This is a genomic window from Ruegeria sp. BHSC029 (genome assembly GCF_059613085.1).
In genome coordinates this window covers 269,901-295,084 of record NZ_JBXWRU010000005.1, presented here as the reverse complement: position 1 = coordinate 295,084, position 25,184 = coordinate 269,901, and the positions used below count along the sequence as shown (strand labels likewise).

The 25,184-nt window shown below is 63.9% G+C and carries 24 protein-coding genes; 3 read left to right on the top strand and 21 right to left on the bottom strand.

Going from position 1 to position 25,184, the window contains the following annotated elements; translation table 11 throughout:
- Window positions 1-87: 87 nt before the first annotated feature.
- The 20 genes from AC2FML_RS14355 to AC2FML_RS14260 all read right to left on the bottom strand — a co-directional run bounded on the left by AC2FML_RS14355 (window position 88) and on the right by AC2FML_RS14260 (window position 20,566).
- On the bottom strand, window positions 88-987 hold the full coding sequence (locus AC2FML_RS14355) for an FAD:protein FMN transferase (protein ID WP_170444823.1): 900 nt from the start codon (window positions 985-987) through the stop codon (window positions 88-90).
- On the bottom strand, window positions 984-1,502 hold the full coding sequence (locus AC2FML_RS14350; RefSeq protein WP_170435893.1) for a nitrous oxide reductase accessory protein NosL: 519 nt from the start codon (window positions 1,500-1,502) through the stop codon (window positions 984-986). The genes AC2FML_RS14355 and AC2FML_RS14350 overlap by 4 nt, the downstream gene beginning before the upstream one ends.
- Complete coding sequence (locus AC2FML_RS14345) at window positions 1,499-2,320, bottom strand: ABC transporter permease (protein ID WP_170435895.1); 822 nt, start codon at window positions 2,318-2,320, stop codon at window positions 1,499-1,501. The genes AC2FML_RS14350 and AC2FML_RS14345 overlap by 4 nt, the downstream gene beginning before the upstream one ends.
- Entirely contained in the window at window positions 2,317-3,210 is an 894-nt protein-coding gene (locus tag AC2FML_RS14340; RefSeq protein WP_170461627.1) for an ABC transporter ATP-binding protein, read from the bottom strand. The genes AC2FML_RS14345 and AC2FML_RS14340 overlap by 4 nt, the downstream gene beginning before the upstream one ends.
- Window positions 3,200-4,456: a nitrous oxide reductase family maturation protein NosD gene (locus AC2FML_RS14335; protein ID WP_496783699.1), complete on the bottom strand. Its 1,257-nt coding sequence runs from the start codon at window positions 4,454-4,456 to the stop codon at window positions 3,200-3,202. Before AC2FML_RS14335 ends, AC2FML_RS14340 begins: the two co-directional genes overlap by 11 nt.
- Before the next feature lie 3 nt (window positions 4,457-4,459).
- Window positions 4,460-6,373 (bottom strand): TAT-dependent nitrous-oxide reductase, encoded by a 1,914-nt coding sequence (nosZ, locus tag AC2FML_RS14330; RefSeq protein WP_496783698.1) that lies wholly within the window; start codon window positions 6,371-6,373, stop codon window positions 4,460-4,462.
- 14 nt (window positions 6,374-6,387) lie between these two features.
- On the bottom strand, window positions 6,388-8,568 hold the full coding sequence (locus AC2FML_RS14325; protein ID WP_496783697.1) for a 4Fe-4S binding protein: 2,181 nt from the start codon (window positions 8,566-8,568) through the stop codon (window positions 6,388-6,390).
- Window positions 8,559-9,023 (bottom strand): DUF2946 family protein, encoded by a 465-nt coding sequence (locus AC2FML_RS14320; protein ID WP_496783696.1) that lies wholly within the window; start codon window positions 9,021-9,023, stop codon window positions 8,559-8,561. The genes AC2FML_RS14325 and AC2FML_RS14320 overlap by 10 nt, the downstream gene beginning before the upstream one ends.
- A gap of 119 nt (window positions 9,024-9,142) precedes the next feature.
- Window positions 9,143-9,406 carry a hypothetical protein gene (locus tag AC2FML_RS14315; protein WP_093963201.1) on the bottom strand — a complete coding sequence of 88 codons (264 nt, stop codon included), beginning with the start codon at window positions 9,404-9,406 and terminating at the stop codon, window positions 9,143-9,145.
- The gene (locus tag AC2FML_RS14310) at window positions 9,363-10,916 is read right to left on the bottom strand and encodes a cytochrome D1 domain-containing protein (protein WP_496783695.1); all 1,554 of its coding nucleotides are present in this window, start codon (window positions 10,914-10,916) and stop codon (window positions 9,363-9,365) included. The genes AC2FML_RS14315 and AC2FML_RS14310 overlap by 44 nt, the downstream gene beginning before the upstream one ends.
- Complete coding sequence (gene nirJ / locus AC2FML_RS14305; protein ID WP_170457573.1) at window positions 10,891-12,105, bottom strand: heme d1 biosynthesis radical SAM protein NirJ; 1,215 nt, start codon at window positions 12,103-12,105, stop codon at window positions 10,891-10,893. The genes AC2FML_RS14310 and nirJ overlap by 26 nt, the downstream gene beginning before the upstream one ends.
- A 5-nt stretch (window positions 12,106-12,110) precedes the next feature.
- Window positions 12,111-12,593 carry a siroheme decarboxylase subunit beta gene (gene ahbB / locus AC2FML_RS14300; protein WP_496783694.1) on the bottom strand — a complete coding sequence of 161 codons (483 nt, stop codon included), beginning with the start codon at window positions 12,591-12,593 and terminating at the stop codon, window positions 12,111-12,113.
- The gene (locus AC2FML_RS14295) at window positions 12,590-13,042 is read right to left on the bottom strand and encodes an Lrp/AsnC family transcriptional regulator (RefSeq protein WP_170359686.1); all 453 of its coding nucleotides are present in this window, start codon (window positions 13,040-13,042) and stop codon (window positions 12,590-12,592) included. Before AC2FML_RS14295 ends, ahbB (AC2FML_RS14300) begins: the two co-directional genes overlap by 4 nt.
- Window positions 13,039-14,028, bottom strand: coding sequence for a siroheme decarboxylase subunit beta (gene ahbB / locus AC2FML_RS14290; protein WP_170359688.1), 990 nt, complete (start codon window positions 14,026-14,028; stop codon window positions 13,039-13,041). Before ahbB (AC2FML_RS14290) ends, AC2FML_RS14295 begins: the two co-directional genes overlap by 4 nt.
- Window positions 14,029-14,031: 3 nt before the next feature.
- Window positions 14,032-15,180, bottom strand: a complete 1,149-nt coding sequence (locus AC2FML_RS14285; RefSeq protein ID WP_496783693.1) for a cytochrome D1 domain-containing protein — start codon at window positions 15,178-15,180, stop codon at window positions 14,032-14,034.
- On the bottom strand, window positions 15,177-15,527 hold the full coding sequence (locus AC2FML_RS14280) for a c-type cytochrome (protein WP_174822313.1): 351 nt from the start codon (window positions 15,525-15,527) through the stop codon (window positions 15,177-15,179). Before AC2FML_RS14280 ends, AC2FML_RS14285 begins: the two co-directional genes overlap by 4 nt.
- Window positions 15,520-16,281 (bottom strand): uroporphyrinogen-III C-methyltransferase, encoded by a 762-nt coding sequence (gene cobA, locus AC2FML_RS14275; protein ID WP_496783692.1) that lies wholly within the window; start codon window positions 16,279-16,281, stop codon window positions 15,520-15,522. The genes AC2FML_RS14280 and cobA overlap by 8 nt, the downstream gene beginning before the upstream one ends.
- Window positions 16,282-16,494: 213 nt before the next feature.
- Window positions 16,495-16,902, bottom strand: a complete 408-nt coding sequence (locus AC2FML_RS14270; protein WP_496783691.1) for a cupredoxin domain-containing protein — start codon at window positions 16,900-16,902, stop codon at window positions 16,495-16,497.
- A 54-nt stretch (window positions 16,903-16,956) separates the two neighbouring features.
- Window positions 16,957-18,744: a NapC/NirT family cytochrome c gene (locus AC2FML_RS14265; RefSeq protein ID WP_496783690.1), complete on the bottom strand. Its 1,788-nt coding sequence runs from the start codon at window positions 18,742-18,744 to the stop codon at window positions 16,957-16,959.
- 145 nt (window positions 18,745-18,889) lie between these two features.
- Window positions 18,890-20,566: a cytochrome D1 domain-containing protein gene (locus AC2FML_RS14260; protein WP_170359698.1), complete on the bottom strand. Its 1,677-nt coding sequence runs from the start codon at window positions 20,564-20,566 to the stop codon at window positions 18,890-18,892.
- Between the two features lie 233 nt (window positions 20,567-20,799).
- Between AC2FML_RS14260 and AC2FML_RS14255 the strand changes: the two genes are divergently transcribed.
- Entirely contained in the window at window positions 20,800-21,993 is a 1,194-nt protein-coding gene (locus AC2FML_RS14255) for an NnrS family protein (protein WP_496783689.1), read from the top strand.
- A 5-nt stretch (window positions 21,994-21,998) separates the two neighbouring features.
- Here AC2FML_RS14255 and AC2FML_RS14250 read toward each other — a convergent pair whose 3' ends face one another.
- Window positions 21,999-23,105, bottom strand: coding sequence for a Hint domain-containing protein (locus AC2FML_RS14250; RefSeq protein WP_496783688.1), 1,107 nt, complete (start codon window positions 23,103-23,105; stop codon window positions 21,999-22,001).
- Window positions 23,106-23,349: 244 nt separating this feature from the next.
- Here AC2FML_RS14250 and AC2FML_RS14245 point away from each other — a divergent pair, with 244 nt between their 5' ends.
- Window positions 23,350-23,799: a c-type cytochrome gene (locus AC2FML_RS14245; RefSeq protein WP_005977183.1), complete on the top strand. Its 450-nt coding sequence runs from the start codon at window positions 23,350-23,352 to the stop codon at window positions 23,797-23,799.
- Between the two features lie 15 nt (window positions 23,800-23,814).
- The gene (locus AC2FML_RS14240) at window positions 23,815-25,182 is read left to right on the top strand and encodes a cbb3-type cytochrome c oxidase subunit I (protein WP_170341159.1); all 1,368 of its coding nucleotides are present in this window, start codon (window positions 23,815-23,817) and stop codon (window positions 25,180-25,182) included.
- The last annotated feature ends 2 nt before the right edge of the window (window positions 25,183-25,184 follow it).

The following is a 25,184-nucleotide window of genomic DNA, read 5'->3' as shown; positions in this document are numbered from 1 at the left end:
CCCGCGCCGCTCTGAATTTGTCGCTGTTTTACCTTTTCTTATCGCGCGACAAATTTCAACGGCAGAGTTCCGGGACGGTCATTCCGGTCAGATCAGCATCTCGAGCCGGGCCTCGGGGAAGCGTTGCAGAACCGGCGCGATCCGGTCGGCGGGCAGCAGGCACAGCGCGGTCGAAAGCCCGTCGGCCAGCGCCGCGTCAGGGGCCGAGACCGAAACCGCCCGATGCCGGACCGGCTGACCCTGCGGGCCCAGAATGTGGCCATGGCGCCCGGCCAGTTGCGTCGCATCAGGGGCCGAGGTTGCCACCGCCCGGTCGCGCAGTTCGATGCGCCGGGTCATGCCCTCGGGGCCGGCCAGGCCGACGCGCCAGTCCGACCCGTCGGCGCGGTTGCCGATGGCGGCAATCTCGCCCATGTCGACCAGCACATCGGTCAGCCCCTGCGCCCGCAACAGCGCCGCGATGCGGTCGGTCACGGCGCCCTGAGCGATCCCGTTCAGCGTCAGCGCCGAGCGGCCCGGATGGGGCAGGCGGATCGCTTCGGCCGAAACCGAAACCCCCTGCCAGCCGACCAGCGCCCGGGCTTGCGCCACTTGGGCATCCGGCGCGCCGGTGGCCAGCGCCATCCACAGCGGCTGAACGGTCGGGTCGAAGGCACCGCCGGTCGCGTCATGCAGGGCGGCGCTTTGGGTCAGCACCTGCAGCAGTTCAGGGGCCGGGGCGGGCAGGGTGCCGTCACGGTTCAGGCGGCTCAACTGCGAATCCGGGCGGTACAGGCTGAAGATGTTCTCCAGACGGTCCAGTTCGGCCTCGAGCGCGGAGATGATCGGCGCGGCCTGCGCGTCGCTTAGCCCGACCAGCTGCAGGCTGGCGGGTGCTCCCAGCGCGGTGCCGCGCCAGCGGGCCACCGGTGCGGCGCGCACCACGGTCGGCAAGGCGGCGCAGGCGGCCGAGATGGTCAAGAAACGGCGTCGGGACAGGCGGGTCATGCGGGTGTCTCCAGGGATTGGGTCAGATCGACGGGGCCAAGCGCCGCATCGTCGGGAATATCGGTCAGGGGCAGGGCGGTGCCGCCATAGGTTTCGATGAACCGCGCCGCGGCGTCCGGCGTGGCAAAGGGCACGATCTCGGGCGCGCCCATGCCGCCGGCCACGCCGGCGCCCACCACGAAGGTGGCCTGATCGGCGGCGATCCAGTTCGATATGCCGGGCTCGTGCCAGCTGGGGGCCGCGCCCATGTCGCTGACATAGACCGCGGTGATCTCGGCATCCCGCTCGGGGCTTTTGAGATAGGCCACCATGTCGCGCACCTGCGCGAAGAACAGCGGCGCGGGATAGCCCTCCAGATGGATCTGCCCCTTGGGCCCGCCGTGTTCGGCCACGTTCATCTGGCAGAAATAGCTGAGCGCGGTTTCGGTCAGATCGACCGGATCCGGTGGGGCGGCGGCCTGTTCTTCCTTGCAGGCCGCCAGCGAGATAAGCGCGATCAGGGCAAGGCGTGTCATGGCTCGACCCTCCGGAACGCCAGCCGGGCCAGGGCAAAGCCCAGCACCGGCCAGATCAGCAGCGAGGCGGGCGCCGCCCAGACGGGCAGGGCCTGCGCCGCGCCGGTCATGCCGGACGCCATGGCCACACCCTCGGTCGCGGCGATGTTCCACAGACGGAAAGCGTCGGCCGGGTTGGCCACCATCACCCAGGGAAAGACGGATTGGGTGAAGACGCCGCCCTTGTCCATGACGACGGCTCCCAACAGCCCAAGATCATAGAGGACGACGAAGACCAGCCAGAGCCCGGCCGACAGACCTGCCGCCGCCGTTGCGCCCCTCGCCAGGGCGGACAGCAGGTATCCCAGCGCCAGAAACACGGCGCCCAGCAGGATCGAGGTGACGATCAGCCGGCCAAGCGCGAACAGACTGTCCGCGCCCGCGCCGCCGAACCACGCGGCGACCGCCCCGGCGGTGCCGAAACCGACCGTCATGGCAAAGGCCAGCGCCGCTAGGTGGGCGGTGAATTTGCCCAGCAGAATTTCTCCGCGCCCCGCCGGATAGGACAGCAGCAGCGACAGGCTGCCCCTGTCCACATCGCCGGCGATGGCGTCAAAGGAAATCATCAGCGCCAAGAGCGGCGCCAGATACACCGACAGCGTGGTCATCGAGGCGACCGACACCGTCAGCATGTCGACCCCCAGCGTGCCGGTGGGCGCGCTGCCGGCAAAGGTCAGGGCCAGCGCGAAGAGAACCATGATCAGCGTCGCCACCAGCAGCCAGCGGTTGCGGCGCAGGATCAGCATCTCGGTGCGGGTGATGGCAAGGAAACGGGTCATTGCAGCGCCTCCTGAGCATAGTGGCGATAGAGGTCTTCCAGCTTGGGCGGGGTCATTTCTACGTCGGCCACGGCATCTCCCATGGCGGCGATGCGGCGCAGGGCCTGCATCTTGTCGGCGGGCGAACACAGCAATTCGACCGAGGCGCCGTTGACCCGGTTGCCGCCCAGTTCGGCGGCCAGCGCGTCGGCATTGGCGCGGGCGCGCAGCTTCAGCCGGATCGGCAACCCGGCCAGCGCCGACAGGTTGGCCAGCGTGTCATCGGCCACCATCCGACCCTTGCGCATGATGGCGATGCGGTCGGTGCGGGCCTCGACCTCGGTCAGGGCATGGCTGGCGATCAGCACCGCGGTGCCCTGCGCGGCCAGCTCGTCGATGATGGCGTACAGGTCCTGGCGCGAGATCGGGTCCAACCCCGAGGTAGGTTCGTCCAGCAGCGCCAGTTTCGGCTGGCCCAGCAACACCTGCGCAAGGCCCAACCGCTGCCGCATCCCCTTGGAATAGGCGCCGATCCGGCGGTCCATCGCGTCGCCCAGCCCGACACGGTCCAGCAGGGCGGGCACGTCGGCGCGGGTGCCTGACAGCTTGGCGAACAGGGTCAGCTGCTCGCGCCCGGTCAGGGCCGGGTGGAACGAGACCGCCTCGGGCAGATAGGCCGTATCGCGACGCGCCTGCGCGCTGCCGGGGGCGGCGGTGCCGATGCGGATCGTGCCGGCCTGGATGGGCGTCAGGCCCAGGATCGACTTGATCAGGGTGGATTTTCCGGCGCCGTTGTGGCCCAGCAGCGCCACGCGCTGTCCGGGCTCGAGCGTCAGGGAGATATCGCTCAGAACGCGGGTCTTGCCGCGATCCTTGCAGACCGTTTCGATGGTCAGGGCCTTATCCGTCATGAGGCACCTTTTTCATGGCTGGGGGTTGAGGGGCTTGCATCAAGGGGTGGCTGTCGATCACGCCGCCCGGCAGCAGCGCCGGAAAGGCCGATTGCGACCAGCGCACCAGCTGCACGGCGGGCGAGCCGAGCAGCAGCTTGGCTGCGGGTTGGGTCCACAGCACATGGTCCATGCTATCGTTGGGGCGATAGGGGGCGTCGGCGATGCCGTCGCCGTTCACGTCATAGGCGGCAAAATCGGACCAGTAGTTGCCGCGGCCGTCTTCTGACCACTCGACCCATTTGGTCGAGACGTATTTCACCTGTGTCCGGTTGCCGACAAAGGCGTTGCCGACGATCCGGTTGCGTTCGCTGCCGGCGGTGAAGTGGATCCCGATGCCGCAGCCTTCGAACCAGTTGTCGGTGAATTCGTTCTTGTTGGAATTGTACAGAAAGGTGCACTTCTCCTTGGCGCCTTTCACCACGTTGCCCGAGATCACGCTGTCATTGGCATAGTTCAACATGACCCCGTGTTCGCGGTCGCCGACCGAGACATTGTTGATCACCTGCACATTCGAGGTAAACATCACCGCATAGCCCAGATCGTTGCCGATCGAGACATTGTCGCTGACGACGGAATCGTCGGCATACATGTAGTGCACGGCAAAGCGCAGGTCGCGGAAACTGTTGCCGGTGAAGGTGTTCTTCTTCGACGAGTTCACGAAGATCCCGTCGCGGCCAAAGCGAATGTCATTGGCTTCGACCACCGCGCCGGGCGCGTTCCAGACATAGACCCCGTTGCCGCGGTCGTTCATCCGGCGGTCCTGCCGGCCCTCGACCCGGTTGCCGCGCACGATGCTGTCATCGGCGCCGTGGATGTCGATGCCGTAGAGATTGCCCAGCAGCACGTTGTTTTCCACCACGGCGGCGCGGGCCGTCTTGGTCAGCTGGATGCCGCTGTCGATCTCACCATGGTCCGATCCCGACCCGATCACGGTCAGGCCGCGCAGAGTGACGCCGGGCCCGGTCACGGTGATGACGCTACCGGTGCCCTGACCGTCGATGGTGGCCTGGCCCTGTCCGTCGATGGTGACGGGCCGGTCCAGAACCAGGCGTTCGGCATAGACGCCGGGGCTCAGGCGGAGGGTGTCTCCATCCGCCGCCTGCGCCAGTGTCTCGGTGATGGCCCCCGCCCGGTTGGGCACGTCCCAGTCCGCCGCCCAAAGCGGCGAGCCGAGCAGAAGCGGGATGAGCAGGGGCCAGCGCATGGGTCAGGCTCCTTGCGGTTCGACCAGCATCCGGCCGCGCATTTCCATGTGCAGCGCGTGGCAGAACCACTGGCAATAGAACCAGTGCACGCCCGGACGGTCGGCGGTGAAGGTGATCGAGGCGGTGGCCTGCGGCGCGACCTCGAAGGCGATGCCGTAGTTGCCCAGGCAGAAGCCGTGGGTCACATCGTCCACGTCATCCAGGTTGGTGACGTAGATCGTGACCTCGTCGCCCTGTTTGACGGTGAACTTCTCGAGGCTGAAGGTCGGGGCCTGCGAGACCATGTAGACCCGCACCTTGTTGCCGTCGCGGATGGGCTCTTCGGCGCCTTCCTCCAGATCGACGCCATCGGCCTCGGCCTGTTTGCGCGCATCTTCCCAGGTCGGGTCGTTGCGGTCCCAGACGTTGACCGGGTTCACGATGTCGCGCCGCACGATGATCGAGTCATGCGGCTCGGCGAAGGTCGGGCCGTCATGAACAACCTTCATCTCGTCGGTCGAGATGTCGATCACCTGCTCGTTCTCGGGCTTGAGCGGACCGGTGTTCAGGAACCGGTCTTTCGAGAACTTGTTCATCGAGATCAGCCACTTGCCGTCCGCGTCTTTGGTTTCACCCATCGAGGTCGAGTTGTGGCCTGGCTGATAGTGCACGTCGACCTTCGAGATGATCGGGTCCACGTCCTCGCCATTGTAGGCGCGGATGGCCTTGTCGATGTTCCATTTGACGATCTGGCTGTCCAGGAACAGCGTGGTGAAGGCGTTGCCCTGACCGTCATAGGCGGTGTGAAGCGGGCCAAGGCCCAGCTGCGGCTCGCCCACGATGCACGAGCGCGGATCGGCGTCGTTTTCGAACAGCGCGTCCAGCTTGGTCACGTCCATGATCGACACGGTCGGCGACAGCTTGCCGTTGATGCAGACGTGTTTGCCGTCGGGCGCGGTGTTGATGCCGTGCGGCGAGTTCGGGATCGGGATGTAGCGGGTGTATTTCTTGTTCGACCCCTTGCGGCCGTCCAGAACCTTGACGCCCTTGATCTCCTGATAGTCGCCCGCGGCGATGCCGGCCTCGATTTCCTTGAGGTTGAAGACAACGACGTGGTCCATCTCGCTCTCGGTCATCTCGGCCAGGTTCATGCCCATTTCCGAGTTGTACGAGGTCGAAAAGGCGTATTTGCCCTGATAGTCGCAATCGGTGTTGTCGAGGTTGCCCGACACCATCACCTGCCAGGCAATCTCCATCGTGTCACCGTCGATGGCGGTGAAGATGTTGACGTATTGCGACGGATCGTCCAGCACGCTGCCGTCGTTGATCAGCGGGGTTTCGTCCTCGCCATTGGCAAAGACATAGCCGGTGCGCGGGAATTTCTGCGGGCGCAGACCGTGGATCGCCTTGGCGTTGGGGATCTCGATGATCTTGTCGCATTTCATCACGTCGCAGCGCACGCGGGCCACGCGGGTGTTGGCCTTGTCGTTCATGAACAGATAGCGGCCGTCATAGGTGCCGTCGGTGAACGACATGTGCGGGTGGTGCAGGTCGCCGTTGTCATAGGTTTTCATGCCGCGCTTGGCCAGGAACTCCTTGGTTTCCGGCAGCAGGCCCTCGGTCAGGATCTTCAGCGACTCGTTAGTCTGGCCCCAACCGGTGGCCGAGCAGCGGTTGAACACCGGTACCCGCATCAGCTCGCGCATGGACGGGAAGCCCATGATGCGCAGCTCGCCGGTCTGGCCCGAGGACCAGAAGCCGTAATATTCGTCCAGCTCGCCGGGGGCCAGTTCGACCTTGGCGGCGGCGCTGGCCTGCTTGGCGGTCATCAGCGTGCCGCCGACGCCCAGCCCTGTTCCGGCCAGCACGGCCCCGGTGGCCGAGGCCCCCAGCAACCCGCGGCGGGTGATGTTCAGTTTGGTGTCATGATCCGACATGATCGTTCCTCCTTTTAGGAAACGGTTTGCGGTTTGGCGTTCGGATGGTTCGCCGGTGGTTGTCCGAGGGGGGTCTTGAGTTTGACCGACCCGGTCTTGGCCCGCCGTTTCAGCTGGCGGATGACGACGGGACATTTGCTCTCGGACTGGTAGAGCACCTGACAATGCAGGCAGGTGACGCACTCGTTCGGGTTGATCTCACCGGTGGGGTGGATGGCCTGAACGGGGCATTCGTTGGCGCAGGTCTGACAGGGGTTGCCGCAATCCTTGTAGCGGCGTAGCCAGTCGAACATGCGGATACGGGCGGGGATCGCCAGCGCCGCGCCCAGCGGGCACAGGTAGCGGCAATAGAACCGTTCGATGAACAGACCGATCATCAGCAGACCCACTGCAAAGACTACGAAGGGCCAGTCGCGCATGAATTTCAGGATGATCGCGGTCTTGAACGGCTCGATTTCGGCGTATTTCTCGGCCAGCGGGATCGACACGATGCTCAGGCCGAACAGCGCCAGGAAGATCATGTACTTGATCGGCCACAGGCGCTCGTTCAGGCCCCAGGGCAGGGTCCATTGCGGGACTTTCAGCGCGCGGGCGATCTTGTTTGTCAGCTCTTGCAGGGCGCCGAAGGGGCACAGCCAGCCGCAATAGGCCCCGCGCCCCCAGAACAGCAGCGCGGCGGCCACGGCGAACCATTGGATGAACACCAGTGGGTCCAGCAGGAAGGCATCCCAGGTGAAACCGCTGCGCAGGCTGCCGGCCAGCGCCATGATGTTCACCACGCTCAGCTGCGCATTGGCGTACCAGCCGATGAAGAACAGCGTCATCGTCAGGAACCCGATGCGGAACCAGTAGAAGACCCGTGCGTTCATCGTGGCGTGGAACTGGAAGAAGAAGGTGATCGTCAGCACCAGCAGCATGGCGCCCAGCACGGCGATCTCGACCTGGCGGTCCTTCCAGATGCGCTGCCACAGGGCCGATTTGGCTGCGGCCTCGCCGGTGGCATCGTCCACGACCTTGGGCGCGGGCGCGACCGGCAACAGGTACTGTTCGGGCAGCTTGTAGCCCAGATCGAAGGTCAGGAAGGTCTTTTCCACCGCGCCGATGGCCCGCTGCACCAGCAGTTGCAGGCGGAATGGCTCGGTCGGGTCGAACTCGGCATCGGCAGGGATCTTGAAGATGTCCAGCTCGGTAAAGCTGGGCGCGTCCTCGGCGGCCACCGTGCCCAGGCGACGGTGCTGACGGTCGAAGAACCGCACCGAATTGTCGCCCTGGATCAGCTGGATCCGGTCGAAGATCCCGCCACGCACATAGCCCGAGCCCTTGAAGCTGTACTTGCCACGGCCCAGCACCAGGATGGCGTGTTCGCCCTCGTCCAGCCAATTGACCAGGTTCTGGTACTCGGCCTCGCCCAGCAGCGACTTGCCGATCGAAGGCACCGAGACCAGCGCCACATGCATGTCGATGAAGGTGTCCTCGGGGTTGCCCTTCTCGGGGCGTTTGATCGCGCGCTGGTCGCCGGTGGCCTCGAAGGCGGCGTTGACCTGACCCACGTCCAGCGTCAGCCGCCGGATCGAGCCGTCGCCCGAGAGCGTGGCCCAGTCATGGGTGTCGGCCTTGGCCACGTCGACTTCGCGCTTGGGTCCGTCCGCCTGAACCTCGGACAGCCCACCCAGACCCATGGCACGGGCCACCTTGATCCCGGCGCGCACGACGCTGTCGTCGATGACCATCACCGTCACCGTCGCACCCGAGATGATGTCCAGATCATGCCCCTCACCGCCGGTCTCGACCTCGCGCTTGAGGTCCAGCCCGGCATAGCCTTCGGTCAGCTCGACCATGCGCGCGTTGGGAATGCCGATCAGAACGATGGGTTCGGAATGTTTGACCAGCTTGACGCCGGTCAGCACCGCATCACCGTCGATGGCGGCGACGACGTGAATGGGCTTGCCGGAATAGCCGGTGGTGCCCACGAAATCGGATGTGAGAAAGGCCCAGGCGACGGTTTCACCGCCCTTCAGCACCGGGGCCACCGGCACGTCGTCACGCACCGGACCGATGGCATCGGCACCGGGCGCCAGTTCGGCGGGTTCGATCTCGGGCAGGAAGCTGGCCAGACTGTCGGCCCGCGCGCCAAGCGCCAGCAGGCAAAACAGAACAAGGGCAACAAGGAAATGGGCAGCGCGGGTCACGACCACGGCGCACCTCCTTCAACTCGGGTTGACGCCATGGACGCGCGCGACGCGCGTTCGGTTCTGATTTCGGGCGCGGCCGGGGGGCCGCGGGTTTCGGGCCACAGCCGTTCGAAGTTGTACAGATCCAACAGATCAGTGAACGCACACCGTGGGATTTGTACAAACCCGGGCTGTTGCACCTGCGGCAGGTCCGGGGCCGGTGCCGCCGCCGTAATCGCGCACAGGGCGCAATCGGCGCATTTCGGGCAGGGCGCGGTCGGGTCGCCGGTGTCGTCTTCCAGGTCCACCTGGACCCAGACCGCTCCTGCCTCCGAGCAGATCTCCATCCAGGTGCCCTGGCCGGGACTCGCCAGCGCTGGCCCAAGCACCTGCAACATCAAAAGAAAGATGCCCGCCAGCCCGGCGGCCACGCGTGTCGCGCGGACCGGGAGGCTGTGGTTTTGGCGGGCGGCGGGCATGGAGACTCCGACTCGAATTTGATGTTGCCCGAGTCGTAAGGGATTGGCAGGCGGCACGACTTGACTTCGATCAGGTGGTCAAAAAAATGGCACTTCGGCCCTGGGCAGTTCGCTCGGGATCAGCCGTCGGCCTCATCCATCAGCCGCCGCACCCAGCGCCCCGCCAGCCAGCTGGCCGGAACCCCAAGGGGCACACACCAGATCAGCGCGGCCACCGGTGTAACTGCGCCGAACCCCAGCGCATGGGCGATCAACCCGGCCAGAAACAGGTTGATGGCGACGGTCAGCGCCGTCGCCGGATACAACAGAATGGCCAGTTTCCAGACCGGCCAGCGCCCGTCAGTGGCTGGTGCCTTCCGAGAAGGTGATCTTGTTCCAGACATTGTATTTCCCCGAAGGTTTGCGCATCGGCAGGCGTTTGATTTCCTCGAGCGTCTGCGCGTCATAGACGATCACCGCGCCGTCATCCTCCCAGATCGACACCAGCGCATGGGCGCCGTCGCGGGTGAATTCCACATGCGCCACGGTCTTGCCGGGCGCGGGCCGCAGGGTTTTGACGATCTCGAGGCTCTGCTTGTCAATCACATGCATCGCATCCTTGTTGGGGCCGAAAAACACGTCGGCCCAGACATAGGGCGAGTTCTCGTGGCTGCGCATGAAAAAGCCCGGGCCTTCGGTCTCGATCCGCCTGATCGTTTCCCAGGTGCCCATGTCGATGACCGAGATGGTGGCTTCGGTCAGGTGCGGCGTGGCCATCACCGTGGTGCCGTTCCGTTCCCAGGTGATGCCCGAGCCCAGATGCGGCATGCCGGGCAGGTCCAGATCCGCCACTTTCTGCCCGATCACAAGGTCGATCACCTGACCGCCCTTGCCATCGCGCGACGCGCCCATGACGTATTCATAGCTCTGGTCGAAAAAGAAATCGTCCAGATAGTCGGGCGTGGTGATCTTGCGCACGGGGAAGGGGTCGGGGTTCTTGAACTGCCCCTCGATCCGGAAATCATGGCCCAGCCCGAATTGCGGCGGGTTGTCGCCATAGAACACTTCCCAGATCTCGGGCACGTCCTTGAGCGCCAGCACGAAGCTTTCGCGCGGCGGGGCCTGGTACACCGCCGAGACCCGGCTGGGCTTGCCCTTCTTGCCCTTGACCTCGACCACCCTGGCCACCGACAGATCCTCGGTCGACAGCAGGGTCAGGCTGTTGGGCAGATAGTTCGCAACGGCCAGCCACTTGCCGTCGCCCGACATGGCGATGTTGCGGCTGTTCAGGCCGGCGCGGATGCGGCCCACCTGTTTCAACGCCCAGATGTCGTATTTCTGCACCCAGCCATCGCGCGACATGATGAATACATAGCGCCCGTCGGGGCTGAACTTGGGGCCGCCATGCACGGCAAAGGGGGTCTCGAACCGGTCCAGAACCTCGAAGGTGTCGCCGTCCAGAACGCTGACATGGTGATCGCCGGTTTCCACCACCAGCGTGATGTTCATCGGGTCGCTGTCCCAAACCGGCGCATCGACCGGTGCGTAATCGGCATCCAGAGTACGGCTGGCCATGATCTGTTCGGCATCCCATTCGGGGTCCACCTCCAGCGGAGATTTCAGCCAGCCCGCCAGTTCCTCGATCTGCAGCGCGTCGAGTTCGTGTGCGAAGGCGGGCATTTGGGTGGCCGGACGCCCCTCGGCGATGACGGCGGCTACGCGGGGGCCGCGCATGCGTTTGAGCGTTTCGGGGATCAGCGCCGGACCGACGCCGCCCAGCCGGGCCTCGCCATGGCAACTGGCGCAATGCTCGGCGTAATCTGATTGAGCATCCGCCCAAGCCGTTCCAGCTAGCAACACCGAGCACAAAGTACCGAATTTGAGTGCCTTAAAAGAACTGATGCGCCGGATCATGGCTTTTCCCCCGGAAAGGCGTGACCTGCAGGCGCTCGCCCGCGCCGTCCACGCCGATTTCGTCATTGGTCAGGTAGCAGGCCGGGTCTTCGGCCCACGGATCGCCGGTCAGTTGCAGGGCCCGGATGCGGGTATTGCCGCCGCAGACATCCTGCAACCGGCAGGTGCCGCACCGCCCCTTCAACGGGCGCGGCCGCGTGCGCAGCAGGGCCAGCATCGGGTCATCGCCGGACCACAGCTCGGAGAACGGAGTGAGCTTGACGTTGCCGACCGTGTAGTCCGACCAGTAGGTATCGGGATGGACGCGGCCCAGATTGTCGATATTGGCCACGCCCAGACCGCTGGAATTGCCGCCCCAATGGGCCAGATGTTCGCGCACATGCGCGACGGTATCGGCGTCGAACCGGGCGGCGGCCCAGTTCAGGAAATACCCGGCATCCGCGTCGTTGTTGCCGGTCACGATGTCCAGCGGGCGTCCGCCCGAGGCGGCCTCCCATGCGCGGTTCAGCAACAGGTCGAGCCCCTGCCGGGTGCGCTGATGTTCCGCGTCCTCGCCCCGGTTCTTGTCGCCGCGCCCGGCATAGACCAGATGCGAGAGATAGAACTTGTCCACCCCCTCGTCGTCGCACAGTTTCAGCAGGTCGGGAAGGTGGTGCTGGGTGCCTTCGGTCAGGCAGAACCGCAGGCCCACCTTGATGCCGCGTTTCTTGCATTCGCGCACGCCGCGCAGGGCGTCATCAAAGGCGCCCTCGACCCCGCGAAACCAGTCATTCGTGGCCCCGATCCCGTCGAGCGAGATGCCGACATAGTTGAAGCCCACGTCGGCGATCATGTCGGCCGTTTCGTCGTGGATCCGCGTGCCGTTGGTCGACAGGGCCAGCATCGGCACCAGCTGGCGCGCGCGCCGGGCGATGTCGAAAAAATCGAACCGGTCCAATGGCTCCCCGCCCGAGAGGATCAGGGCCGGGACGCGAAATTGGCCCAGATCCTCAAGGGTGACCATGGCTTGCTCGTGGCTGAGCTCGCCCGGGAAGGCCACATCCGCAGACACGGTGTAGCAATGGCGGCATTTCAGGTTGCAGCGCCGGGTCAGGTTCCAGATCACCACCGGCTTCACCGGTCCGGGGCGGCGTTTGCGCACCGGCGTCGGGTTGACAAGCTGCTGCATGTATTCGGTCAGGCGGAACATTGGTCTCAGCCTTTCGCTTTCAGGCGCAGCCCGGTTTTCTTCAGGATGCGCGTGGAATAGAGGATGTCGCTGCCCCGGCAGGCCGATCCAAGGATTGCGGCGATCTGGCCGCGTTTCTGTTCGACCTCATCGGGCGAGCTGCCGTGAACCATGGCGAACAGGTTGTAGGGCCAGTCGGGCAGAGCGCGGGGCCGTTCGTAGCAATGGGTGACAAAGGGTAGCGCTCCGATTTGCGCGCCGAGTTCGCCGATCAGGTCGTCCTGCACGTCCCAGACCGTCATGCCGTTCGATGTCATGCCCAGCTTGTAGTGGTCGGGGGCTGCGGCGATCCGCCGGATCACCCCGCGCGCCTTCAACGTGGCCAGCCGATCCAGCAGGGCGGCTTCCTCGATCCCCAGATCGTCGGCGACCTGCGCATAGGGCGCGGGCACCAGGGGCAGCCCGCCTTGGAGAGCCTCGATGATCCGTCTGTCGGTTGCGTCGATCATGCTGCCACCCGGAAGCCGATGAAAAATTCCTGCAGTTTCGGGAACCGGTGAACCGTGAGTCCCGTCTTGCGTTCGATCGCGTCGGCCGTGGCGGTGATCGCCTCGGGCGTTTCGGTCGCCAGAACGAACCACATGTTCAGCCGGTGCGTGCGTTCATAATTATGCGCCACCTCGGGGTGCGCATTGATTTTGGTCAGGACGGTTTCAAACTCGGCCTCGGGCACAGCCATGGCGCACAGGCAGAAATCCCCTCCCATGGCGGCGGCGTCGAAGAACGGGCCGAACCGGGTGATGACCCGGTCGGCCTTCATCCGCGCCAGCCGGTCCAGTAGGTCCTGTTCGGTGATCCCCAGTTCGGCCGCCACGTCGGCATAGGGGCGGGGGGTCAGCGGCAGGTCCTCCTGCAGGCGGTTCAGCAGGCGGCGGTCGGTGTCGTCCAGCGGGGTCATGCGGCGGCCTCTTTCGGTTTGATCAATGCGCCGGTCTGTTTGAAGCACCGGGTCGAGAACAGAACCTTGTGCGCGGCGCCCGCCAGTTCGGGCAGGGCGGCGGCGCCGGCCAGGATACCCCGCGCCTCGGAGCGCGACCGGGCGTGGATCATGGAGTAGAGCCGATAGGGCCATACGCCCTCGACCGGCTGGCGTTCATAGCACAGGGTCACGCCGGGATGCGCGGCCAGTGCGGGGCCCGCGTGGTCGATCCGGTCGGCGGGCAGGTCCCACACGACCATGGCGTTGGCCGACCACCCCAACGCCCGATGCCGCACGATGACCCCAAGGCGTGAGATGACGCCTGCTTTGTGCAACCCCCGGATACGGTCCATCACGTCTTCGGGGGCCCGGTTCAGGGATTGGGCCAGCGCCGCGTAGGGGTCGGCCATCAGCGGCAGCCCCGCGCTGAGCGCCTGCAGGATGTCGCGGTCGCCTTGCCGCAGAACGCTCCGGTCGACCGTACGCGGCCGAGGCACGCGGCGCGAACAATCGGACATGCGAAAACCCAGATCGACGTTGAACGGGCGGACCAGACGCAGATCCAGCACGCGCAGCCCGGTGCGGTCGCTGATCCGGGCCAGTGTGGCATCCACATGCGCCCGGTCGGGGCCGGTGGCCACGAACCACAGGTTCCAGTCATCCTCGCGCTGGTAATTGTGGTTCACGCCCGGTTCGGCGTCGATCAGGGCGGCGATCTGTTCCACCTTCTCCTCGGGCGCGGCGACGGCGGCCAGGGTGCTGGCCGAGGCCACGCCGGGCGCGACCGTCGCGCCGACACGGGTGATGCGCCCGGCGGCGCGCATGCGGTCCAGGCGGTCGATCACTTCGGCCTCATCCAGCCCCAGCGCCGCGGCCAGCACTTGGAACGGCCGGTCGGTGACGGGAAAATCGCGCTGCCAGTCATCCAGCAGCCTTCGGTCGATCGGGTCGGTGATATGGCACATCGCTTACAGCCCCGTTCTGTGCGCACGCGCGGTGAAGAAGATGCCCGAGGGGCTGTCGGCCGGGATTTCCCGCAGCTTTTCAAAGCTGTGGGTGTCATAGACCATGATCTTGTTGGCATCGCGCACGCTGATCCAGACCTCGTGCCCACGCGGGGTGAACTCCATGTGCAGCACCGCCGGGCCGGGTTTGAACTCGTGGATGACCTGTTTGCTGACCGTGTCGATCACTTGGATCGTGTCGTTCATCGGGTGGGCGAAATTCACCCAGACCTGCCGGCCGTCGGGCCGCGCCATGGCAAAGACGGGCTGGCCATAAGTCTGGGTGCGCCCGGTTTCCGTGAGTTTATCGGCATCGACCCAGAGCACCTGGTGATGGCCGACGGCCGGCAATACGAATTCGGCGCCCGTATGCGCCCAGCCTTCCAGATGGGGCATCTTGTAGACGGGCATCTCTTGTTGGCCGCGCCCATAACCGGGCAGCACCCGGATCGGTTCGGGCGTGTCGTCCCACAAATCCAGAGCGGTCAGCCCGTCCTGCCCGAACAGGCCGGTGATGTAGGTGCGGCCATTGGCGGTGATCAGTGCGTCATAAGGATTTTTACCCATGTCGGTGATCTTGGTGATCTGAGGGTCGGTGCCGCGCGCGAAATCGGCGATCCAGGTCTCGCCCGTATCCCACATGGTGAACACGAAACGGCGGCCCGGTGCATCGACCAGGCCGATGGTCTTGCTGCCGGTAGGGATGTCGGCCACCAGATCCAGCGTGTCGGCGTCAAAGACGCGCACCCCGCCGGGTTCATAATTCGACACCGCCACCAGCTTGCCGTCGTCAGAGATCGCCCCGCCGATGGCGTTCCCGGCTTGCACGACGCGCTTGGCGATCTGACGGGTCACGATATCGACCTTGGTCAGCCCTCCGTCGCGCCCGAACACATAGGCAAAGCGTTCGTCGGGCGAATAGACCAGCGAGGCATGGGACAGATCGCCCAGTCCTTCGATCCGGGCCAGTGCGGCGCGGTCGGACTGATCGACCAGCAGGACCGAGCCGGTGCCCCGTTCGATCACCAGCCCCAGGTCTCCGGTGGCGGTGGGGTCGGCATGGGCTGCGGTCATCAGCAGCGAGGCCGCGAGGCCAAGGACAAACTGTTTCATTGGGCCTCCGGTTTCAGCAGATAACGGGCGATCCATTCGGCCTCTTCCTCGCTGATGAGGGGCCGCCACGGCGGCATGGCCGTGTCGGGGATGCCGTCCAGGATTACGCCGGTCAGGATTTCGGGGTCATAGTGCTGCAGGTTTCCCGCCCGCAGATCGGGGCCCAGCCCGCCTTTCAGGGTCAGGCCGTGGCAGGACCCGCAATCCTGATGCACCAGACGTTTCAACGCGTTGGGGTCCAGCGTGTCGGCGGCAAAGGCCGAGGTGGCCACCAGCACGGCGGCGGTCAGCACCGCGCGCCCGGGCCAGTCCTGGCGGGCCGGTTCAATGGGCAGAGTCCTAGCCATGAGCGTGCTCCAGCAATTCGGCAACCGGCCGTTCGGCATAGAGCGATACGACCTTGCCGATGATGAACAGGGTGGGGGCGGCCAGACCGGCCGCGCGCACGTCGGCGGCGACACGGTCCAGACGCGAGACAAGGCGGCGCTCGTCCGGGGTGGTCGCCTTGCCGACGGCCAGGACGGTGGTCGATCCCGGCAGGTTCTCGGTCATCAGGCCCATGGCGATCTGGCCGATATTTGCGACGCCCATGTAGATGACCAAGGTGGTGTCAGGGTCCGCCAGGCGCTTCCAGTCGAGGTCCAACACCTTGTCGGCCTGACGATGGCCGGTGACATATTGCACCGATGTGGCCAACCCGCGATGGGTCAGCGGCACGCCGGTCGAACAGCTCGCCCCCTGCGCCGCGGTTATCCCGGGCGCGTATTCCACGGCAATGCCATGGTCCATCAGAAACGCCGCCTCTTCCGAGCCGCGGCCAAAGATCATCGGATCGCCCCCCTTGAGGCGGGCAACCCTGTGGCCCGCGAGGGCCTGTTCCAGCAGGATCTGGTTGATCCGGTCCTGCGGCACGGTATGGCATTTGGGCGCCTTGCCCACGGGGATCAGCTGCGCACCGGGGGCGTGCATGGCCAGGATCTCCTCCGAGACCAGACGGTCGTAGACCACCACATCCGCCTCGCGCAGCATACGCAAGGCGCGCAGGGTCATCAATTCGGGGTCTCCGGGTCCGGCGCCGATCAGAAAAACCTTACCGCTCATGGTGCAATCTCGCTTGGTCTGAATGTCATCGGGACCCGGGTGTTCCGGTAGGTTCCGAGCGCGGACAGAGCGGCGGATCGGGACGTTGCTGGGATGGCCGGGCGTGTCATGGCCGCAGACTGGCGCATTCGCAAAGAGGCCTCCTTGACATAAGTTAAGGAGCGCGGGATTTGCGCCCGCGCTCCTTTAGTTTGCCTGTATGTCTGCCTGCGTTCAGGGCTCGACGGTGACCATGCCGACCATGTTCTGCGTTTCCCAATGCGGGCCGCACAGATAGTTCTGCGGGCCGGGTTCAAGGAACGTCATCTCGACCGATTCCTCGGGGAAGATGCGGTCGGATTCGGGCCGGCTGCCGTCCTCCAAAAGCACCGAATGGCTGGTGCGCTTGTCCACGTTGACCCAGCGCACCGTGGTGCCGGGCTTGACCGTGATCTGGGCCGGGCAGAAGTGGTACTTGTACATCAGCACCACCTCGGCATCCAGCACGGCGTCGGAAGGATCGCCGAAGAGTTCGACATAGCTTTCCTCGGCCTCGGCGCAGATCTGGTCGGCTTCATCGGCTAGGGCTGGCAGAACCATCGCCAGGGTCAGGACTGCGGTCAGAAGGGGCTTGGTCGTCATGGTCGCGTGTCTCCTCGGCCGTGGAAAAGGGGCCGTATCGCCGGCCCCTTTTCGTTACTGTTTGACCACGTTGATGTCGGCGCTGTCGTCATCCAGCGCGAGGCTGGTGTTCAGCGTGACGTGGTGGAACCGTGCGGCCGAGTGGTCATCGTGGATGGCAAAGCCCACCGTGTAGGTCTTGCCCGGCTCCAGCGGCACGTCGCCCGGTGCGCCCGAGTTCAGCGGCCGCGAGAACACCACCGTCCACATGCCGCCCGACAGGCTGGCCGAGGCCGAGATCTCGCCATCGTTGACCGCGCGCTGTTCCAGCAGATAGCCATTGGTGGCGCTGCCGTCGGCATAGACGCGCATCAGGTCAAGGAATGTGCCGTCCTGCAGGTATTGCGCGATCTGCTCTTCGGCCTGCAGCTTGTCCCAGCCGCCTAGCGGCTTGCCGCGCCGGCCTTTGACTTCGACCTCGGTGCGGCTTTCGCTGATGTACTTGGTGACGGTGTCCTTGGCCGTCAGGCGTGCGGCCACGTCCGGGTTGGCGGCGATGGTTTCGGCATCGGGCGCAAAGGGCATATAGGTGTTGTCGGCGTGGCACGAGGCCCAGCACCCCACCTGTTCGCCCAGCTCGATCCCGGTGCCGGTGATCATCATTGCGACCTTGATCGGGTTGTCCGGGTCCATCTTACCGCCGTCGACGAAGGGCGCGGGATTGTGGCCCGCATCCGCCCATTGCAGCCGGATATACAGGATTTCGTCGTCATGCGCGGCCTGAACCGTAGCGTCGATCACCCCGCGCTTGCCGGGGATGGGGGTCGGTTCGAGATCACCGCCAGCGACGATCTTGTTGCCGATCGCGTCCAGCTCCTTGGCGTGGCAGGTCGAGCACTGGTCGCCACCCTTGGTCAGAGGGCGTGCGCCACCGTGGGTCTTGCCGTTCTGCACCCATTCGAACGAAGCCTGTCCCGGATAGAACAGTTTCAGATCGGTGCTGGCCACGGCGTTCCAGTCGATGTTGCCACCAACGTCGCTGCCGCCCGAGGCCGCGGCGTCGGTTGCTGTGCCATCGGCCTTGGCGCGTTCCTCGGCCAAGGCGGTGTCGACCGCTGCAGCGATCTGCGCTTGCACCGCCTCCTGCTGGGCTTTGCGGGCGGCTTTCTCGGCTTCGGCCTCGGCGGCCTCCTTGGCTTCGATCCGCTCCAGGCTGGCCAGGTATTCCGGCGGGATCGGACGGGCGAAGGCCGGGTTCGGGGCTTCGAGCTCTTCCAGGAAATCTTCGGGTGCGCGGTCACGGATGTTCGAGTGTGCGATACCCTTGTGGCAGTCGATGCAGGTTTGGCCCACCTCCATCGCGTTCAGGTGCTGCTGCCGCGCGCGTGGCTTCTGGAACTCGGGCATCATCGACTCGAAATCGTGGCAGTTGCGGCACTCGCGCGAGTCGGTCTTTTTCATCCGCTGCCATTCGTTCATGGCCAGATGGATGCGCTTGGCCTCGAATTTCTCGGGCGTGCTGATCGAGCCAACCATCTTGCCGTACAGCTCTCTCGAGGCTTTGATCTTGCGGATGATCTTGTGCGTCCAGTCCTTGGGCACGTGGCAGTCCGAACAGACCGCGCCCACGCCCGAGCGGTTCACGTCATGGATCGTTCCCTTGTACTCGGTGTAGATATAGTCGCGCATCTCATGGCACGAGACACAGAATTTCTCGGTGTTGGTGGCTTCCATGGCGGTGTTGAACCCGCCCCAGAAGATGATGCCGGCGACAAAGGCCGCGGCGATGCCGGCCACGGGCATTCCCCACAGGAAATACCGGCGCCAGATCGGTTTTTTCTTTTCCGGTTCGGACTGGGTCATGTCCAGGCTCCGTTTTGGCTGTCATGTCTGGCCTTGGATTTCAGGCCGGTTGGAATGGCGGTTGGGATGCCGGGCAGGGCGCCGCGGACAAACGTGGAAAGGGCGGGCGAGGGGCCCGCCCTTTCCTGTGCTTGCTGCCAACCCGTCAGGTGACGTGGTTCGAGCGGTTGTAGACGTTGAACTTGCCGGTCGGCGCATAGAGCCCGTCGATACGGCCGATCTCTTCCAGCGTCTTGGCGTCGAAGATCACGATTTGACCGTTGGGTTCCTTGGAGTCAGACAGGTTCCACTTGGAGACCCAGACCTCGGTGCCGTCGGCATTGAATTCAAAGTGAACGGCGGCACTGCCTTCGTCTTCGGTGATCTGGATCGTTTTCACGATCTCGCCGGTCTCTTTCGAGATGACTTGCACCGACTGCTGGATTTCCGGCTCGGGGTGTTTGGTCTGGTCAGCCCAGATGTAGTCCGAGTTCGGGTGGGTGCGGACAAACAGGCCGGGGCCGTCCGTCTCTACTTCGTAGCAGACCTTCCAAGCCTGATCCGGGTGGCCTTCGGGGTCGTTGCCCCAAACGGTCACGGTACCCACACCCAGGTGGGTCGTGCCGGCAACCGGTCCACAGTTCGGATCGACCCAGTTTGCGCCCGGTCCGGGGTGCGGCAGGGCGGCGGTGTCGATCATCGCCTCCAGCTTGTGGGTTTCAGTATCGACGACCACCATTTTGTTCGACGCGTTCGCGGCGATCTGGAAATAGCGGCCCGTCGGGTCAAAGAACCCGTCATGCAGGAACTTGGCGCTGTCGATCTTGTCGATGCGCAGGTTGTCGAGGTCCGTGTAATCGACCTGCCACAACTGGCCCAACTCTTTCACGGCGACGATCCAGGTCGGTTCGTTCGGTGTCGTGTAGATCGCGGCCACGCGGCTTTCTTCGACATAGTCGCCGTCCACGTTCACGCCGCGGGTCGAAACGACCTTGAGCGGTTCCATGGTTTTGGCGTCAACGATCGCGAAGTGAGGCGGCCAGTAACCACCACCGATGACGTATTTGCCATCGCCGGAAACTGCGACGTCGCGGGCGTCATAGGCGATCTTGACCTCAGAGACCAACATCTTGTCCGGCGTCTGCCAGAGGTCGATTTTGGTCATCTTGCCGTCGCGACCCATGGTGTACCAGAAGCGGCCGGGATGTTCCGGTTCGGTCAGGCTATGGTGTTCGGACGCTTTCAGAACGTGCACGGCATAGCCGGTGGGGATGTGGGTCAGCACCTCTTTGGTGTCGCCGTCGATTACGGCCACCTTGCCCACGTCACGTTCGATGACGACGAAGAAGTTCTCCCAGTTGCGACCGTGCAGCGGCTCGGTCGGATAGTCTGCCTCTTCGACATAGACCTTGCGGGTCGCCTTCATCTGTTCCAGCGACATTTCCGGCGGCTTGGGCGGGTCCATCATGATGTAGGTCGCCATGTCGCGGATCTGCTCCTCGGTCATGATGTCCGAGAAGTTGTTCATACCGCCTTCGGTGCCCCACGCGATGATCTTTTCAAGGCGCTCCTGGCCCAGTTGCAAGGTGCCGCCTTCGGTCACGGTGCCGTCGGCTGCGGTTTTCTTCCAGTGTGGCTCGAGGTTCTTGCCGGTGGCGCCCTTGCGCAGCACGCCGTGGCAGCCGGCACATTGTTCGAAGTAGAGCTGTTTCGAAGCCTCGAAGGCTTCGTCGCTCAGGGTTGGCTCTTCGGCGAATGTCGGAGCAGCGACGCTGCCCAACAACATGGCCAGACCGACCCTGAAGGCGCGGCCGGTGGTGTAATGGCTGATTCCAAGTGACATGATCACTCTCCGTTTGCTGGTGAGGCAGGCCGGACACTGCGCCGGGACGGGCGTCTTCTCCTTGACGAAAGTCAACGGAGGGGGTGTTCAGACGGAAATGACGCGGAAAAAAGCCATGAAAATAAGTGCTTTTTGGGGTCATGTTTTCGCCGACGCTTGATTTTGGTTAAGGGGCGCGGGTCCGCCGGTTGCTAGTGCTTGGCCATCGAACAGCTTGGCCAAGGAGAGCAGGCATGCCATCGGCAATCACGCGCGTTATGGGTGAGGGGTTCCGGGTCTTTTTTCTGTTTGCAGGTCTTTACGGCGTGTTTGCCGGTCTGGCCTGGGGAGGGTGGCTGGCAACGCTGGCCGGGGTCGAAATGTGGACCGAGGCGCCCTATGCCATGAGCCCGCCGATGTGGCACGCGCACGAGATGATTTTCGGCTATGCCAGTGCCGCACTGGGCGGGTTCTTTCTGACCGCCGTTCCCAACTGGACCGGTGCCCCTGAGGCGCGGCGTTTGTTTATTGCCGCTGCAGCGGCGCTGTGGTTGGCCGGTCGCGTGGCGCTGTGGTTTTCGGGTGTGATCGACCCGGTGATTGTCGCGGTGCTCGATCTCGCCTTCGTGCCGGTTCTTGCGGCCAAGATCGCCACCCAGCTGATCCGGCGACCAAAACCGCAGAACATGATCTTTCTTCTGTTGCTGGCCTACATCTGGGTGTCCAACCTGTTGACCCATCTGGACTGGATCGGTGTGACGGTCGGAACCCTCGATGTCGGTCTGCGTACAGGACTGCTGGCCTTGTGTTCCATGATCTCCATTCTGGGTGGTCGGATCACTCCGGCCTTTACGCGCAACGCAATGAAGCGCGCAGGCGTGCCCGAAGCTGAGTGGCCTGTCAGTCGCGATTGGATGGAAAAAAGCAACATGGTGCTGGCCCTGCTGCTGCCCGCTGTGATGCTGATCTTCGGGGCCGGGCACGCGGTCGCGATTCTGGCGCTGGTCCTCGGAGCGATACAGGGCTTGCGCCTGTCAGGTTGGCGGGGGGCTTGGGCTGTCCGGCAGCCGATTCTGTTTGCGCTGCATCTGGCCTTGGGGATGCTGGGCCTTGGACTGGTTCTGTGGGGAATGGGCTTGTTGGGCCTCGGCAGTGAACTTGGTGCGCTGCATGTGTTGGGCATCGGCTGCGTCGGTGGCATGACGCTGGCGGTCATGAGCCGCGCGGTGCTTGGCCATAGCGGACGGGCGCTGGTCGCCCCCGCGCCGGTGGTCGTCGCCTACGGAGCTATGGCTCTGGCTGCGATTCTGCGCTGGATTGGGTCCGGGTTGGACGCGCAATTCTTGACTGCCATGCTGGTTGCCGACGGGCTGTGGATCAGCGCGATGGCGCTGTATGTGGTGGCGATGTGGCCGGCCTTGGTGGGTCCGCGTGCGGTACCGTCCTGAGCGGCTCAGGCCCGGTCGATCAAAGGTCGCGCGTTTTTGACATGCCGATGGATCATGTGCCGCGCACGCTTGCCGGTTTCGGGAATGGGCCGAGCGGCGATCGGGACATGATCCGGGTCGTCAAGCTCGGGGAAAATCTCGAAGATCTCGTCTCGGGCATCGCGGCCAATGCTTTTGAGTGCTTCGGGCCCGGTGTACAGGCTTTCCGACGGAGCCCCTTCGGCGGTCACGATTTCATGGCGGTCGAACAGAATGTGGTAGTACGTCACGCTGCTGGCGGTTTCATCGGCATGAACGCCGGGAACGCCGACCAGCTTGTGGGCTGGGATCAGCACCTCTTGGGCGTCGAACATGCGCACGGCAATCGACGAGCGAACCAGCATCCGGTGCTGCGGAGAGACCCGCAGGTCGCGCCGCGGTAGACCCGCCCCCAGCGCTCCGGCTGATACACAGATCGGACGCAGGCGTGGGTTGGCCTGCAAATCGATCGACGTCAGGGTGCGCGAGCCGATCCAGCGAATCGGTTGCGGGCCGTGATCGAGCGTCAGCACCAGATCGCCTTCGGCCAGATCTTCTATCGCCTTGGCGCCGGTGGGTGTTTCGATCAGCGTACCGGCGGTAAAACAGGGCACGTCGACAATGGCTGTGGGATCGGTGGTGTCCGGAGCGTTTGAAGGGGTCACATTCGAACGAATGAAGGAATAGGCGGTACCGGGTACCAAAGGTTCGGACGTGATGTATCCGACAAGATTTCCTTCAACCTCGACCCGGAAAACATCGATCGTACCGCCGCCCGGTTTGGTCAGGGCATAGGATTCTTCCAGATAGATAGCGCCGGAATCAAAGGTGGTTGATCCGTCAAGGCTGGTGACGACGCCTGTCTGTGTCAGGTCATCGCCGACTTCGTTGTTGAAACGGTCGCCGTTGAAATCAGTTCCGTTGTCCGGATCTCCGTTCACGAGCGTTCCACCGGCCGCGTCGGTTACGTCAAATACCCGGCGATCGGTGTTCGGATCATAGCCTGAACTCAGAGTGATGGTACCGGAGTTAAACCCGGTAAAACTAAGTGAAATCACCCCTGGCGCGTAGCCGATATAGGAATAGTTCGCCATCTCTTACTCGTTCACTCGCTCAATCAAAGACACCGGAACAGCACATCACGGATCCGGAAACTCCATCTGACTTCGCACCCTGATAACAGCGGTTCAAGGCGATTTCGGGGCATTTCACGCTTATTTTAAGGGAATGTAGCCTATTGGCCGTGTGCCAGGACAGAGTCTTGACTTTCGTTAAGGCGGCAAACCGCCCATCCCGCCATTGTCCCCCCACCAGCAAAGCGGCGCAAAGGAGAGCGCAATGCGAGAAGTCATGACCAAGAGCATGGCCCGCAACATATTCTATGGCGGGTCACTGTTCTTCATTTTAATCTTTCTGGCCCTGTCGGCCCACTCACACCTGTACATCGTCAATTCGCCGAACTCGGCGAAGCTGGATGAGAGCGTGATCCGGGGCAAACACGTCTGGGAAAAACACGCCTGCATCAACTGTCACTCGATCATGGGTGAGGGTGCCTACTTCGCCCCCGAGGTCGCCAACGTGATGACCCGCTGGGGCGTTCTGGACGACCCGGAATCGGCCTTTGAATCTCTCAAGGGCTGGATGGAGGCGCAACCCACCGGCATTCCCGGTCGCCGGCAGATGCCAAGGTTCAACCTCAGCGACGAAGAGATCCGTGATCTGGCCAACTTCCTGATCTGGACGGACAATATCGACGCTCAGGACTGGCCCCCGAATGACGCGGGCTGAGAAGGGAACGGAGCAATGAAATACGAATCCCAAAAAGTGGCCTATGCCTATTTCGCATTCGCAATGGGCCTGTTCGCGATCCAGGTGATCGGCGGTCTTCTGGCCGGCTGGATCTATGTATCCCCCAATTTTCTGAGCGAGCTTCTGCCGTTCAACATCGTGCGGATGCTGCACACCAACGCGCTGATCGTGTGGCTGATCACCGGCTTTTTCGGCGCGGCCTATTTCCTGATCCCCGAAGAGGCCGAGCGCGAGATCCACTCGACCAAGCTGGCCTATATCCAGCTGGCGATCCTGATCTTGGGTACGCTGGGTGTGGTGCTGACCTATGTCTTCAACCTGTTCGAAGGCAACTGGCTGCTGGGCAAAGAGGGGCGCGAGTTCCTTGAACAACCCAAATGGGTCAAGGCCGGCATCGTCGTGGCGGCGCTGATCTTCCTCTACAACGTGTCGTTGACCGTTCTGAAGGGCAAGAAGACCGCCATCACCAACATCCTGCTGCTGGGCCTCTGGGGTCTGGCGCTGCTGTTCCTGTTCGCCTTCTACAACCCGGGCAACCTGAGCCTCGACAAGCAGTACTGGTGGTACGTCGTTCACCTGTGGGTCGAAGGCGTGTGGGAGCTGATCATGGCCTCGATCCTGGCCTACCTGATGCTCAAGCTGACCGGAGTTGACCGCGAGGTGGTCGAGAAATGGCTGTATGTCATCGTCGCCGCCGCGTTGTTCTCGGGCATTTTGGGCACCGGCCACCACTACTACTGGATCGGTACGCCGGGTTACTGGCAGTGGATCGGGTCGATCTTCTCAAGCCTCGAGGTGATCCCGTTCTTTGCGATGATGGCCTTTGCGTTCGTCATGGTCTGGAAGGGCCGTCGGGACCACCCCAACAAGGCCGCGCTGCTGTGGTCGCTGGGCTGTGCCACGCTGGCCTTCTTCGGCGCCGGCGTCTGGGGCTTCCTGCACACGCTGCACGGGGTGAACTACTATACCCACGGTACGCAGATCACGGCGGCGCACGGGCACCTGGCCTTCTACGGCGCCTATGTCTGCCTCAACCTGGCGATCTTCACCTATGCGATGCCGATCCTGAAGAACCGTGATCCGTACAATCAGGTGCTGAACATGGCCTCGTTCTGGCTGATGACCGGCGGCATGGTCTTCATGACCTTCGTGCTGACCTTTGCCGGCACCGTCCAGACGCACATGCAGCGCGTGGTGGGTGACTACTACATGGATGTGCAGGATCAGGTCGCGATCTTCTACTGGATGCGCTTCGGCTCCGGTCTGGTCGTGGTCATCGGTGCGCTGCTGTTCATCTACTCGATCTGGGTTCCGCGCAAAGAGGTCATCGAACCCGGCGTCGTGGAAACCCCGGCGGAGTGATG